Annotated in this window: 11 protein-coding genes and 1 pseudogene; 5 read left to right on the top strand and 7 right to left on the bottom strand. The window is 65.6% G+C overall.

Translation table 11 applies throughout. The features are described 5' to 3' along the window. Both QZY06_RS17060 and QZY06_RS17055 read left to right on the top strand, forming a co-directional pair. Window positions 1-260: pseudogene (locus QZY06_RS17060) on the top strand (RimK family alpha-L-glutamate ligase); the annotation flags it as partial. After that, window positions 257-739, top strand: coding sequence for an N-acetyltransferase (locus QZY06_RS17055; RefSeq protein WP_295686298.1), 483 nt, complete (start codon window positions 257-259; stop codon window positions 737-739). The pseudogene QZY06_RS17060 and the gene QZY06_RS17055, both read left to right, overlap by 4 nt. On the opposite strand, the gene QZY06_RS17050 is transcribed toward QZY06_RS17055, so the two are convergent. Continuing rightward, a complete protein-coding gene (locus QZY06_RS17050; RefSeq protein ID WP_295686297.1) occupies window positions 736-1,650 on the bottom strand; it encodes an EcsC family protein in 915 nt (304 codons plus the stop codon). The two genes, QZY06_RS17055 and QZY06_RS17050, sit on opposite strands and share 4 nt — an antisense overlap. A gap of 80 nt (window positions 1,651-1,730) precedes the next feature. Between QZY06_RS17050 and QZY06_RS17045 the strand changes: the two genes are divergently transcribed. Continuing rightward, window positions 1,731-2,525 carry an NRDE family protein gene (locus tag QZY06_RS17045; protein WP_295686295.1) on the top strand — a complete coding sequence of 265 codons (795 nt, stop codon included), beginning with the start codon at window positions 1,731-1,733 and terminating at the stop codon, window positions 2,523-2,525. Between the two features lie 14 nt (window positions 2,526-2,539). Here QZY06_RS17045 and QZY06_RS17040 read toward each other — a convergent pair whose 3' ends face one another. Then, complete coding sequence (locus tag QZY06_RS17040) at window positions 2,540-3,508, bottom strand: DUF3187 family protein (RefSeq protein ID WP_295686292.1); 969 nt, start codon at window positions 3,506-3,508, stop codon at window positions 2,540-2,542. Window positions 3,509-3,662: 154 nt separating this feature from the next. Between QZY06_RS17040 and QZY06_RS17035 the strand changes: the two genes are divergently transcribed. After that, complete coding sequence (locus QZY06_RS17035) at window positions 3,663-4,769, top strand: 3-deoxy-7-phosphoheptulonate synthase (RefSeq protein WP_295686290.1); 1,107 nt, start codon at window positions 3,663-3,665, stop codon at window positions 4,767-4,769. A 173-nt stretch (window positions 4,770-4,942) separates the two neighbouring features. Further along, window positions 4,943-6,019: a PHB depolymerase family esterase gene (locus tag QZY06_RS17030; protein ID WP_295686288.1), complete on the top strand. Its 1,077-nt coding sequence runs from the start codon at window positions 4,943-4,945 to the stop codon at window positions 6,017-6,019. A 32-nt stretch (window positions 6,020-6,051) separates the two neighbouring features. Here the strand turns inward: QZY06_RS17030 and QZY06_RS17025 are convergent, their stop codons facing one another. From QZY06_RS17025 to QZY06_RS17005, 5 genes are all read right to left on the bottom strand, one after another. Then, the gene (locus QZY06_RS17025; RefSeq protein WP_295686286.1) at window positions 6,052-8,046 is read right to left on the bottom strand and encodes an SDR family oxidoreductase; all 1,995 of its coding nucleotides are present in this window, start codon (window positions 8,044-8,046) and stop codon (window positions 6,052-6,054) included. 141 nt (window positions 8,047-8,187) lie between these two features. Then, entirely contained in the window at window positions 8,188-8,961 is a 774-nt protein-coding gene (locus tag QZY06_RS17020) for a hypothetical protein (protein ID WP_295686284.1), read from the bottom strand. Window positions 8,962-9,064: 103 nt separating this feature from the next. Beyond that, entirely contained in the window at window positions 9,065-9,751 is a 687-nt protein-coding gene (locus QZY06_RS17015; RefSeq protein WP_295686283.1) for a hypothetical protein, read from the bottom strand. Between the two features lie 254 nt (window positions 9,752-10,005). Further along, entirely contained in the window at window positions 10,006-11,703 is a 1,698-nt protein-coding gene (locus QZY06_RS17010; protein ID WP_295686281.1) for a hypothetical protein, read from the bottom strand. A gap of 8 nt (window positions 11,704-11,711) precedes the next feature. Further along, window positions 11,712-13,298, bottom strand: a 1,587-nt coding sequence (locus QZY06_RS17005; protein WP_295686279.1) for a hypothetical protein, incomplete at its 5' end; no start/stop codon positions are given.

Here is a 13,298-nt window from a genome sequence, read left to right as displayed (position 1 = left end):
ACGAGACGCTCGACGTCGCCCAGGTGCCGAAGGCGGTGCTCAGCGTCGCGCTGCAGGCGGCGCGCGCGGTCGGCGATGGCCTGTACGGCGTCGATCTCAAGCAGTTCGGCAACGTCGTCAAGGTCATCGAAGTCAACGACAACCCGAACATCGATTGGGGCGTCGAAGACCTGGTGCTGAAGGACGCGATCTACCGCAAGATCATCGAGTACTTCGTCAAGAAGCTCGATGCGCAGACGCGGATGCGCGAGCAGGCTTGAGCGCCGCCCCGAGCAGGAATTCCGCTGCCGGCCGTATCCGTCGCGGCAGCCTGGCGGATATCGAAGCGGTATTGGCGCTCGAAGCGCTGTTCCCGTCCGATCGCATGTCGCGGCGCAGCGTGCGTCGCTTCCTCAGCGTGCCGACCGCTCAGGTGCTGATCGCCGAAAACGCGGACGCCGCCGTGGTCGGCAACCTGGTCTGGCTGCGCCGCAAGGGCAGCCGCGCCGCGCGCATCTATTCGGTGGTGGTGGCGCCGACGGCCCGCGGCCAGCGCTGGGGCGAGCGGCTGGTGCTGGCGATGGAAACGGCTGCGAGCGCCGCCGGCTGCGAGCGGGCGAGCCTCGAAGTCCGCGCCGACAATGCGGCGGCGCGGGCGCTGTACGCGAAGCTCGGCTATCGCGAAGTGCAGACGCTGCCCGGCTATTACGACGATGGTTCGGACGGGCTGCGGCTGCTCAAGCCGCTGCTGCGCGTCTAGGCTTCGTCGGGCAGATGTTCCAGCGCCAGGGTCTCGCCGTAAGCCGTCGCCAGCGGCAAGCCTGAGCCGTAGCGTCGGCGCAGCCAGCGCAGCTGGAAGGCCGTTCTCGCCGCGGTTGCAACCTCGTTTAGAAACCAGGCGTTGACCGCGCCGCCGACCAGCGCGCCCAGCAGCGGCAAGGTGCCGCCGGCCTTGGCCAGGCCCAACCGGCGGGTGATCGCCTGCGCCAGGTTGCTGATGCTGTAGACCGCCGCTTCCTTGGCCAGCTCGCGCTCTGCGGCGCGTTCCAGGCCTTCGCGTATCGCAGCGCTATCGGCTTCGGCATCGCGTTCCAGCACCTGCAGTGCGGCCTGTTTTTCCTCAAGCGAGCTGGCCGAGGCCAGCGCGAAGATCGCCACCGGCAGGTGTTTCAGTTCGGCATCGGCACAGTCTTCGCCGTAGCAGAGGCCGATGCGATGAATGACCCGGAACGCCTGCACCAGCAGGGTCGGCACGTCGGCGACCATGCCGGCGGCGCCGACGACGCCGAACAGCGCCCCGGTGCCGCCTGCCAGTGCCGCGCCACGCCGGCCGACCTGGCCGGCATGCTGATCGCAGGCTTCAAGATCGCCTTCGTGCAGTTCCTCCAGCGCGCTGACGCCGGCCTTGCGCATCAGCGCTTTACGGTTCGCCAGCCGCGCCGAGCCGTGCTGCACGCCATTCAGCGCGGTGCGCAGCCAGTCGGCCGGAATGGCCTTCTGCGCGACATGGGTGGCGGGTGACAGCGCACGGTCGAAGAAGCGGGTCAGCTGATCCGGCGGCGCATCGCGCCAGGCGGAGATGCGCTTCAGCTGATCGACTTCGTAGTCGCTGGGCTTGGCACTGGACTTGGCACGGTGCCTGGCATTGGGCTTGGGCTTTCGAGTCGTCATAGGGCGTTATTCGAATTCGGTGAGGTGGCAGTGTGCACGGGCACTCCGAAGCCTGCGCGGGTGAGGCATCATTCCGACCCATGTGCCTGATCGCTTGTGCCTGGAACGTTCACCCTTCATTTCCGCTGGTACTGGTCGCCAATCGCGACGAGTTCCATGCCCGCCCGACGGCGCCGCTGGCGCCCTGGGACGATCACCCGCAGATCTTGGGCGGCCGCGATCTGGAAGCCGGCGGCGGCTGGCTGGCAATCGATCGCACGCGGCCACGGCTGGCGGCGGTGACCAATGTCCGCGAGCCGGCCTCGCCGATTACCCGCGTCTCGCGCGGCCGGCTGGTCAGCGATTACCTGAGCGGCGAGGAGTCGGCCGTCGGCTTCGCCGAACTGCGCCGCGCCGATGGCGACAGCTATGGCCCGTTCAATCTGCTGCTCTGGGATGGCGAGGAGCTGGTGGTCGCCACCAATCGCCTGAAGCCGCGCTGGGAAACCCTGGCCTGGGGCATCCACGGCCTTTCGAACGGCGGGATCGAACAGCCCTGGCCGAAGACCCAGCGGCTGATGGCGCGGCTGGAAGCATGGATCGCCAGTACCGATGCCAATGCGGCCGAGCCGAATCTCGATCCGCTCTACGAAGCGCTGGCCGATCAGCAACGCCCGGACGACGCCGCGCTGCCGGAGACCGGTATCGGCCTGGAGCGTGAACGCCTGCTGTCGACGGCGTTCATCCGCCTGCCCGGCTACGGCACGCGGGCCAGCCAGATCGTGCTGATCGGCCGCGATGGCCGCACCCTGTTTGCCGAACGCCGTTTCGTCGACGGCGGCGTGCCGGCCGGCGAGCAGCGGCTGGACTTCATGCGCGGCAAGCCCGCGGGCTGAATGCCCGCGAGGTCTCAGTGGTAGTTGAGGCCGATGTGAATGCTGAAGTCCGGCGACGAGCTGAGCAGCACGTCTTCCTGCACGCCCAGATCAAGCGCCAGCCGTCGGCTGAAGGAGATCCGGCCGCCGAACGCGAGCTGGCCGCCCGGGTTGTCGAGCGCGTTCAAAGTCGAGCCCTTGTACAGCTTGGTCTGCACATTGAACTGGGTGATCAGCGCCAGCGCCGGAATCAGCTTGTAGCCGACGCCGACACCGCCGAGGCCCACCAGTGGATTCTGCTGGCCACCGAGCTGGTCGGCCGCCTCGTTGTAGGAGACGCCGGCCGACACGTAGCCGAACCAGTTGGTGAGCGAGGCGAAGGGGTTGTAGTCGAACCAGATCGCGCCGCCGGTGGTGCCGCCGAGCAGAAGGCTGTCGCGGCCGGTGGGTAGCTTGACCATCGCGCGGAAGGCGATGTCGTCGCGCAGCGCGAAGCCGGCATTGAGTTCGACGTCGCCGAAGTCGGTGCTGCTGTCGTGGACGTCGAGCAAGGTCTGGCCGTCCCTCACGTACTGCACCGCGTAGCGATTGCGCGGCCGCTGCTGACGGCCGCCGTTGGGCAGGCCGAAAGTGTCATGCCAGTTTTCGATGAGGTTATCGAGCACGCCGCCGCCGGTGATCAGCAGCGGCACGTCGATGCCGATCTCGACACCCGGCGCCAGACCTTGGCGGAAACCGAAGGTGATGCGCTGGCTTTCGGCATCGATCAGCAGTGATTCGCGCGCGTTCTGCGTGTTGACGTACTCGTTGCTCCAGTCCACCCGCAGGCCGTAAGCCTGCTCGCCGTCGTTCAGCACCTGCGAGTTGCCGAGGATCGGCAGCGCCGTGGCGCGGCTCAGGCTGGCTTCGTTGCGAACGGCGAGCGCCGTATCGGCCAGCAAGGTCGGCGACGCCAGCAGACCGAGCAGGCTGACGCTGGCAACAACGGAAGCACGAAGTTTCATGAGGGGCGGCGGGCTGGAGGATGGCGCGGCGAGGATAAACAAAGCCCGTGCCGGGAGTCTTGTCCGGGGTACGGGCCAGCCCCCGGGATGATTGCTGCGCGGGTCGTCTGCTAGCATCCGCGACCGGATTTGCCTTGCAAAAGAGAGTTTCACGATGAACACGTCGCCATCGAACCCCGCCGCCGCTGCCCGCCCGGCTACCGAGAACCTGCGCATCAAGTCGATCCGCGCGGTGTCGGCACCGTCGCAGGTGCAGGCCGAACTGCCGATCAACGAAGCCGCCGCGCTGACCGTCGAAACCACGCGCCGCGAGATTCAGGACGTGCTCGCCGGCCGTGACGACCGCCTGCTGGTGATCGTCGGCCCCTGCTCGATCCACGATCCGAAAGCCGCGCTGGAATATGCCGCGAAGCTGAAGGCGCTGCGGCCATCGCTGGCCAGGAACCTGCTGATCGTGATGCGCGTGTATTTCGAGAAGCCGCGCACCACGGTGGGCTGGAAGGGCCTGATCAACGATCCGAACCTCGATGATTCCTACGACATCGACACCGGCCTGCGCACCGCGCGGAAGCTGCTGCTGGAACTGAACGCGGACGGCATGCCGGCCGGTGTGGAATTCCTCGACATCCTGACGCCGCAGTACCTCGCCGATCTGGTGTCCTGGGGCGCGATCGGTGCGCGCACCACGGAATCGCAGCTGCATCGCGAAATGGCCAGTGGTTTGTCCTGCGCGGTCGGCTTCAAGAACGGCACCGACGGTTCGGTGAAGGTCGCGGTCGACGCCGTGCAGTCGGCCCGTGCGCCGCACCGTTTCCTGTCGGCGACCCAGGAAGGCCAGATCTCGATCTTCGAGACCGCCGGCAATCCGGACAGCCACGTGATCCTGCGCGGCGGTTCCACCGGCACCAATTTCGATTCCGCCAGCGTCGATGCCGCCGCGGCCGCGATGACCAAGGCCGGCATGCGGCCGGCGGTGATGGTCGACTTCAGCCATGCCAACAGCCGCAAGCAGCACCGCCTGCAGATCGAGGTCGGCCGCGATGTCGCCGGCCAGCTTGCCGAAGGCTCCGAGCGGATCATCGGCGTGATGATCGAAAGCCATCTGGTCGAAGGCCGTCAGGAAATCGGCCCGCGCGAGCAGATGGTCTACGGCCAGAGCGTCACCGATGCCTGCCTGGCCTGGGATGACACCGCCGACCTGCTGCGCACCCTCGCCGGTGGCGTCGCGGCGCGGCGCGAGCGGCTGGCGCAGAGCGCCTGATTGGCGATCATGCCGGCCGGTCTGGTCGGCATGAAGTTTGATGACTGATGACGGCCGCTTGGGGAGCTGCCGTCATCGGGCTTGATGGTCAAGACGGGAACCCCCGGGCGGATTGCTAGGCCCGTTGCGCAGCGCTTAAACCGACAATAACGCTCACTCAGGGGTCGCACCGCATGTCCATCAACCTCCGCCCCAGCGCCATGCGGCGCCGGGTGTTTTTGGCCGTCGCTTCATTGCTCGCCTGCTGCACGATGACCGCCACCGAGGCAATGGCCCAGGAGTCCAGCCCGCCGGCGCCCATCGTCGCGCTGCCGATCCTCGGCCCGCTGTTGCCGATGCTGCCGGGGCTGCCGATCTTTGCCGACCTCGGCCAGTTCTTCGGCGGACTGGACCTGCTGCTACTGCAGGCGGGCGGCGAACGCATCGAGCCGACCGATGGCACCGAAACCTTCGAGGGAACCTACGTCCAGGACGGGCTGACCCGCCGTTATGTCGGCGTCCGCCCGATCGGCGCGCCGGCCGGCGCACCGGTATTGCTGCTGCTCCATCCGCTGGCTCTGAAGCCTGCCCGCATGGCCAACCTGACGCGCGCCGGGCGCCTGGCCGCCCAGTACGGCGCCTGGGTCTATCTGCCGGAATCTTTCGGCGCCAACTGGAACGATGATCCGAGCCGCCTCGGTGTCGATGACGTCGGTTTCCTCAGCGGCCTGATCAGCCGCGAGCAGGCCGCCAATGGCCTGGATGCCGGCCGGACCTATGTTGCCGGCTATTCCAACGGTGGCTTCATGGCCGAACGCCTCGCCTGCGAGCGGCCGCAACAGTTCGCCGGTCTGGCCATGGTCGCCGCGACCTTGCGCAACTCCCTGGCCACGCGCTGCATGGGTGGCCAGCGGATGCCGACGGTGATCTTCGCCGGCACCAGCGATGCGGTGGTTCCGTACACCGGCATGCTGGGCCAGTACAGCGTTCCGGATGCGGCGGCGTTCTGGTCAGTCAAGAACGGCTGCAGCGCCGGCTTCACCGATACCCGCTTGCCGAACACGGTACTCACCGACGGCACCACCGTGACCCTGCGCCGCTACCGCAGCTGCGCCGACAGCGACGTGCGCCTGTACACCGTCAACGGCGGCGGTCACACCTGGCCGGGCACCAACTACGCCGGCTACACGATTGCGCTGGGCGCGACGACTTTCGACATCGACGCCACCTTGCTGCTCTGGCAGGTGCTGGTGCCGTTTGCGCGGCCTTGAGCGAACCGAGGCCCCGCAAGGGGCCTCTAGGTTTACCAGTGCTCACCTTTGAACACATTCGCGAACACCACCTGTTCGAGCGTCGGCTTGTCGGCCTTCGAATCCTTGTCCTTCGAGCCACGCGCGGCGGTCGATGACGGGAACAGCTGGAAGCCCTTCGACAGGATGTAGTCGTTGACCTTCGGCCAGATCGCGTAGCTCACGGCGGCAGCGGTGCCCAGGGTGGTGGCGATCGATTTCGGTTCGTCGAGGATCGCCTTGATCACGGTGTCGGCGGCGTCGTCCGGGGACCAGGTCGGCACGTAGCTGTAGATCTTGGTCGGCGCGATCATCGGCGTGCGTACCAGCGGCATGTAGATCACCGTGGTGCGGATGTTGCTGCCCTTCACTTCCGCCGACAGGCAGCGGGTGAAGGCGTCGAGCGCGGCCTTGGAGGCGACATAGGCCGAGAAGCGCGCCGCATTGGCCAGCACGCCGATCGAGCTGATGTTGATGATGTGGCCGTTCTTGCGCGCGGTCATCGTCGGCAGCAGCGCCATGATCAGGCGCACGGCGCCGTAGTAGTTCAGCTCCATGGTCCGCTCGAAATCGTGGAAGCGGTCAAAGCTTTCCATCACCGCGCGGCGAATCGAGCGGCCGGCGTTGTTGATCAGGATGTCGACGTGGCCGAAGTCGCGCAGCACTTTCGCGGCCATCACGTCAATCGCCTTCATGTCGATCAGATCGCAGGGATAGACGTAGCTCTCGCCGCCGGCCTTGGCGATGATGTTCTGGGTCTCGATCAGGTTCGATTCGGTACGCGCGACGAGGATGACCCGGGCACCGGCAATCGCCAGGTTCTTCGCCGTAGTGAAGCCGATGCCCGACGAGGCACCGGTGACCAGGATCACCTTGCCCTTCACCTTGGCGATCAGCTCAGGCCTAGGCTCGTAATGGATGTCGAGGAACTGCTCCCAGTACGACCACAGATGCTTCGCGTACTCACGGAATTCCGGGCACTTGATGCCGGTGCCCTTGAGCGCGGCGCGGGCGTTCTTGTCGTCGAACACGGCGCGGTTGGTGATGTAGCCGAGCACCGACAGCGGCGCGCCGATCGCCTTGGCGATCTGCTTCTTGACGCTGGCCGGCAGGGCGCCGCCCATCTGGCCGCCGAACTTGCGCATCGAGGCCGGCATCGTCGGCAGCTCGAACTTCTTCTTGAAGCGCGGCCCGTGAGCAGCCTTCAGGATCGACTGGATCAGGTCGCCGACGCTGGGGCTGTTCGACTGCACCAGATGGAAGGTCTGGCCGTTCAGGCCGTCCTTGTGGGCGATCGCATCGAGCGCATCGGCGATGTAGTCGACCGGCGCGATCGGCACCTTGCCGCCTTCGATGCCGAGCAGCGGCAGCCATTTCGGAATTCGGTGGCTGAGCTTCTGGATGGTCTTGAAGAAGTAGTAAGGGCCGTCGATCTTGTCCATCTCGCCGGTCTTCGAATGGCCGACGACCGCGCCCGGGCGATAGACCCGGAACGGCACCTTGGCTTCGTCACGGACGATCTTCTCGGACTGGAACTTGGTCCGGAAATACGGATGCTTGACCGGCTGGCCCTCGTCGAACATCGCTTCGGTGAAGCTGCCGACGAAATCGCCGCCGGCCACCGCCACGCTCGACACATGATGCAGCACCACGCCGCCGCCCAGGCTGTTGGTGAAGGCCACGGTATTGCGCGTGCCTTCGTTGTTGATGCGATCGCCGGTCGCATCGTCCATGTTCATGTCGTAGACGGCGGCCAGGTGAAACACGTGCCCGACCTTGCCCTTCAGCTTTTTCAGCTCCGCGGTCGACACCAGGCCCGGTGTGGTGATGTCACCCGCGACCATCTGCAGCCGGTCGCCGGCATCGCCGTAGCGCTCCTGCAAAGCGGCGAACTTGTCTTCCGAAGATTCGCGGACCAGCACGTGGATGGTGGCGTCCGGGCGCGCCAGCAGGCGCTCGATCAGATGCTTGCCGATGAAACCGGTGGCGCCGGTGACGAAGTAATTCATGTCTGCTCCTGAACCTTTTTTAGGTATCTCTTCTGGGACCTTGTGAAGGTCGTTGCTTCGGCCCTCTGCGGCCATTCGGCGTTTTTTTGGCGTTGCCGTGCGGTCATCGTACGAGAAACGCTTTGCTGCGACCGCGGCTGGTCAAGGCTTGTCTATCTGCTGGGCGCGCCGCTGGGCGAGCCGTTCGTCCTTGTCCTTGTCGCTACCCCAGATCACTTCCGGGAACAGCAGCACCCGCAACAGGCCGATCAGCATCCAGCCGTAGCTGATGGTGAACAACAGACCGCAGAACAGGCTCATCCATTCAAAGTTTGCCGACACGAACTTGATGCCCCACCAGGAGATCACGTCGGTGAGGCTGGCCGCGAGGCCGACCGGAAACACCCACTGGTAGACCTTGAGCTGGTTGAACTGCAGCGAGAACGGAATGCCGACGATGAAGAAGCTGGTGGTGAAGCCGAACAGGTGGGCGTGACTGAAAGCGATCAGCTTGCCGAGCGACATCTGCTCGAAGTAGGCACTCGCCGAACCATGCAGGTTCAGCTGATAGGAAATCTCCGAGGCACCGAACGCGAACGCGATGCCGAAGATCACCACCGCCATCGCGATGCCGCGCTTCGCCGCCGGCGGAAAGTTGCGCAGGTTGATGTCGATCGAGTGCGAGGAGAACGGCACCAGGCGCCAGATGATCAGGTTCAGCGCGAAGAAAAACGCGGCGAGCGCGATCGGCCCACCGACGGTCTGCCAGGCCGGCTTTTCCGGCGGCAGCACGACGACTTCGGCGGCGGCCACGGGCTTGTCGCTGAAGAAGTCGAAGCCGTCTTTCTGGGCGTCGGCACCTGTTGCTGCCGGTTGAGCGATTGCCGGCGCTGGCGCTTCGGCGGCGGCGAACAGCACCGGCGATGCCAGCGCCATCAGCAAGCACAGGAGCCCGCCGCGTAGGGCGGGCCATGCCCGCCGCCATGGTCCGGAACCGGTGCGGAAGCCGGCGGCCGCGGGCCACCCTGCGAAGTCGGAGCTAAGCATTCTTCAGGCGCACGAACAGCAGAGTGCCGGCCTTCTTCACCGCCGCCGTGATCACCGCATCGAGATCATTGCCGGTCGCTGCCGGCAGCTTGTCGACCGGTACGCCTGCGAACATCGCGTAGACCTTGCTTTTCGCCGCCTCCGGCACCTGCCGGGTGTTCATCGGCTCGACACTGGCGACGGTCAGTGCGCGGTCGGTGGTCAGCAGCAGGTAGAACGGCTTGCCCTGGTACTCGGCGGCGAAGATCAGCGCCGTGCCGGACGGACGCTGGTCGGTCAGCGGGATGTAGATGGTGTTGTCATCGGCCTTGCTCAGCGTCGCGCCGAGCGTGGCAGCGCGGGCGACATCGGCATCGCTGAGCAGCGCGTCCTTCGGCAGCCAGGTCTTCACACCGGGGAAGCGAGCCTGTACTTCCTTCGGAATCAGGCTCAAGGCGTCCAGCCAGTCCCCGGGTGCTTTCGGCGTCGAGGTCTTCACACCGGGATTGGCTTTGGCGATGGCTTCGTCTGCATTGGCGAAGCCGTCACCGTCGGCATCCTGCTTCTCGATCGCCTTGAACGCCGCGAGATCCTTGCCGGCTTTCTTGAACGCTTCGCCATAGGGATTCAGCGCGGTGCCGCCGCCATCCTTGTGGCAGGCGTTGCAGGACGGCGCGTAGCCGAACTGTTGCTTGTACATCAGCGCGAACACGGGCTGGGCCTGGAGCGCGCTGCTCCAAACCAATGCCGTCATTCCCGCGAAGGCGGGACCGATTCGCCAGGAGCGAATCGGCGCGTAAGCCTGCGCAAGCAGGTTGAGCGCAGGGACGCGTTCAACAATCCAGTTCTGGCTTCCGCGCTGAGGCCAGATCAGTCTCGCTGCAGCGAGGAAACTGGATTCCCGCCTGCGCAGGAATGACGATGATTGTGAGTGAGTCATGGAATCAGCCAGCCTCAGAAATCGAACATTCCCGGCACCACCGCCCGCATCTGCTCGAGCAGTTTCGGATTCTGCGCCAGAGCTGACTGCAAACGCTCGTGCTGCAGCGAATCGGCTGGCGGCATCAGCTTGTTGGCCTTGTCGGTGCCTTGGTAGCGCGGCCAGTCCAGCGCTTCACGGATCGCGTCCTTGGCCTTGATGTTGGCGAGCACGGCGGCCTCGTCCGGGCCGCTCATGAAGTTCAGCTTCTTGGCCGGATTGCCGCGATGGCAGGCAAAGCAGTACTGCTCGAACGGGGCCAGCGGCGAACCGGCGACGAGCGTCACCGGCGGCTCGCCGCTGGCGACGGGCGGGGACAACTCGGCGGTGTCGAGGCAGCAGTAGTTCAGCGGCTTGGTACCGAGTGCGGTCAGTAGCGCGTTCATCGTTCGGACTCGCGAGTAGACGGCTGGCGCGAAGAAGGCTTCGTCGACCCTGTCGACAGCAGAGACGAGCTTGGCGGTATCGAAGCCGGCACTGCTTTCCAGCAAGGATCGATCAGCATCTGAGAACAGCGCCGCAAGGCCGTAGACGCCATCGAGATCGGCCGCACTCAGCATGCGTTTCGGCGGCCGCCGGCTCAATGGATCGAAGGCCGCTTTCAGCTTCGGCAGGCGATCGAAAGCTTCGAGGTCCTCATTGGTCTTCGCGCCATCGCCGGGTTTCGGCTGCCGGCTTGTCAGGCTGCGCAGCCAGCCCTTGAAGCCGCGCGCTTCCTCGATCGGATCGCGATTGGCGAGGTCGCTTTCGGCGACGGCGATGCCGTCTTTCGGCCAGCCAGTGGCTTGCAGTTCGCGCAGCGTCGCGGCGTCAGCGGACTGGGCATCGAAGCCGGCCGGATTCGCCAGCCAGGTCAGTGCGAGCTTGAGCATCGTCCTGCGGCAGACGGCTGAATCGCCGCAGGCATCGATCCAGATGCGTTGCGTGGCCGGGATGAAGCCGCCGACATCGGTCAGCTGGTCAAAGCGCTCGGGCACGCCCAGCGGATTGCTCAGCGGTACGTCGAGATAGGGCTGGTCGTTGCCGCGCGCAGCCTGGATCGCTGCGGCCGTTGCCGGCGCGCCATTGGTTTCGTTCCACGGCCGCTGCGGGAAGATCGGCACCGCGCCCTGATGGCAGGTGGTGCAGATCGCGCGCTTGGCGTAGACCAGCTTGGGGATGCAGCCAGCGCAGTAGTTCTGCACCAGCTGGAACTCGTAGCGGCCGGCGGCTTCGTTGTAGCTCAGCACTTCGATCTCGCTGGCGTTCTCGACGAAGCCGAGAAACAGCTGGCCGCGCGGATTCAGACCCAGCGAAGCCGGCGTGCTCGCGGCCTGAAAATCGGCGGCGGCGAGCACGCGCGGATGCGCGTCATCGGCCAGGCCCTTGAGCAGCGAGCGGCCATGCGGAATCAGCACGGTCAGCGGCGGCGCCGCTTCCGGATCGTTCTTGCGGATCAGTTCGACGAGCTTCGGGAACGGATACGGAATCTGGCCGTTGGCGGCGATCAGATGATCGAACAGCGAGCGCGTGCCGGCCGGCGGCAGATCGTCAGCCGGAATGAGTCGCGCGCTCAATGAATCCGCGGCCGGCGCGCCCGGCTGCCTGGCCAGTTGAGTGATGCCGCTGCCCTCGTCGCTGCCGCAGGCCGCCAGCAGGCTGGCGACCAGGGCAGCGGCAATAACGGCGCGCATCGCCGCGATCACATCAGCTTCAGGAATTCGCGCAGCGCCAGCTTGTCGGCCGGCGACAGGCTGACGCCGAACTGATGGCCCTTGTTCTCGATCGGGTCATCGCACTTCATGAACAGCGGATGGTGCGGATCGGCGCTGGCGAAGTTGGCGATCGGCGTGCCCTTCGAGACCGGCAGCTTGAGCAGGCCCTGGCCGTCCTCGCGCGGCGCCAGCCAGAAGTCACGATCGATGACCGTCGACTTCTGCGGTCGGTGCGGCGTGATCGCCGGATTGTCCGAGGTCATCAGCTCGTCGAAAGCCTGCTCGAACTGCGTGACCCGGCCCTTGACCGTGTAATCGAGCGTCTTGCCGTCGGCGAGCCGCGTCTGCTCGCCGATCGCGTTGTTGTGCAGGAACGGCGCGGTGGCCCAGACCGACAGCAGCGAAATGTTGCGGTAGTAACCCGGTCCGCCTTCGATCTTGTGCTCGCCCATCTTGGTGCCGCCGAGGCCCTGCACCATGCGGTTGAGCACGTTCGGCACGCTGCCCGGCGACGGCCGGTTCTTGTAGTCCTCGCTGGAGAACTCTTCCCAGATGTGGCCCTGGTTATGGTTGTCGTGCAGGGCGCGGCACATGTTGGTGCCGATGATGTTGAACGGCGTCGGTTCATCGTTGCCGAGCCAGTCCTGGCCGAAGACGTCGTCCTTGGCGAACTGCGCGGGACGCAGCACGCCCTTCACGTCCCTGGCCATGTGCTTGGCGATGAACGCCGGGCTGGTCCGCTCGGCTTCGCTGAATTCCTGCTGCCAGTGTGCTTCCGAGCCGAACACGTGACCTTCGTAGTAACGCTCGAGCGCCGCCTTGTCCTGGCGCACGTTCTCCGGCGCCACCTGGGTGCTGTGGCAGCTTGCGCATTCGCGAGCGAACACCTTGCGGCCTTGCGGCACCTTGCTCAGATCGATGTAGTCGAGCCCGGTCTTGCCGTCGACATCTTTCGCTGCCGGCAGATAAGTGGGTCCACCGGTGATCAGGAACGCGGCGAGGTCGTCCATCTTGGCGTCGGCGTAGTTCCAGGGCTCGCAGTCACGCGCGCATTGGGCGATGCGGAACGGTTTCTGCGCGGCCTTCTCGCCGAAGAAACTGCCCGGGCTCGGGAAGTTCGGTGTCCAGCATTCCTCGGTGCACATGCCGATGTTGACGTAGACGCGGATCAGCGCAAGGTGATCGCCGACCGTGTCCTCACCGCCTTTCAGCACATGCTGGGTGCGGCCTTTCTCGAGCTTGCCAGTGATCGGATCCTTGATCGTGTTGGTGAAAACACGCCGATTCTGGAAATCCATGATGTTGTTCTGGGTGCCCGGATTGTTCTGGAAATCGTTGGCAACGAGACTGGTATCGATGGTGCCGTTGCGGCCGGCCTGCAAGGCGATGCGGGCCAGCGAATCTTCCGGCGCACCCTGGAAGAACATGGTCGGCTGATTGATGTGCTGGTTGCCGATGGTCGCCGACAGGTTCTCCCACTTCGGCAGGTTTGGATTGATCGGCGGCCGGGTCGGGTCGAAGCCGACGTGGCATTGCACGCAGGGATGGCCGATCACGTAGCGCAGGTTCTTCTT

The sequence above is a fragment of the uncultured Nevskia sp. genome, from assembly GCF_903885465.1.
Lineage (GTDB): Bacteria > Pseudomonadota > Gammaproteobacteria > Nevskiales > Nevskiaceae > Nevskia.
This window is presented reverse-complemented; position numbering and strand designations above follow the sequence as displayed.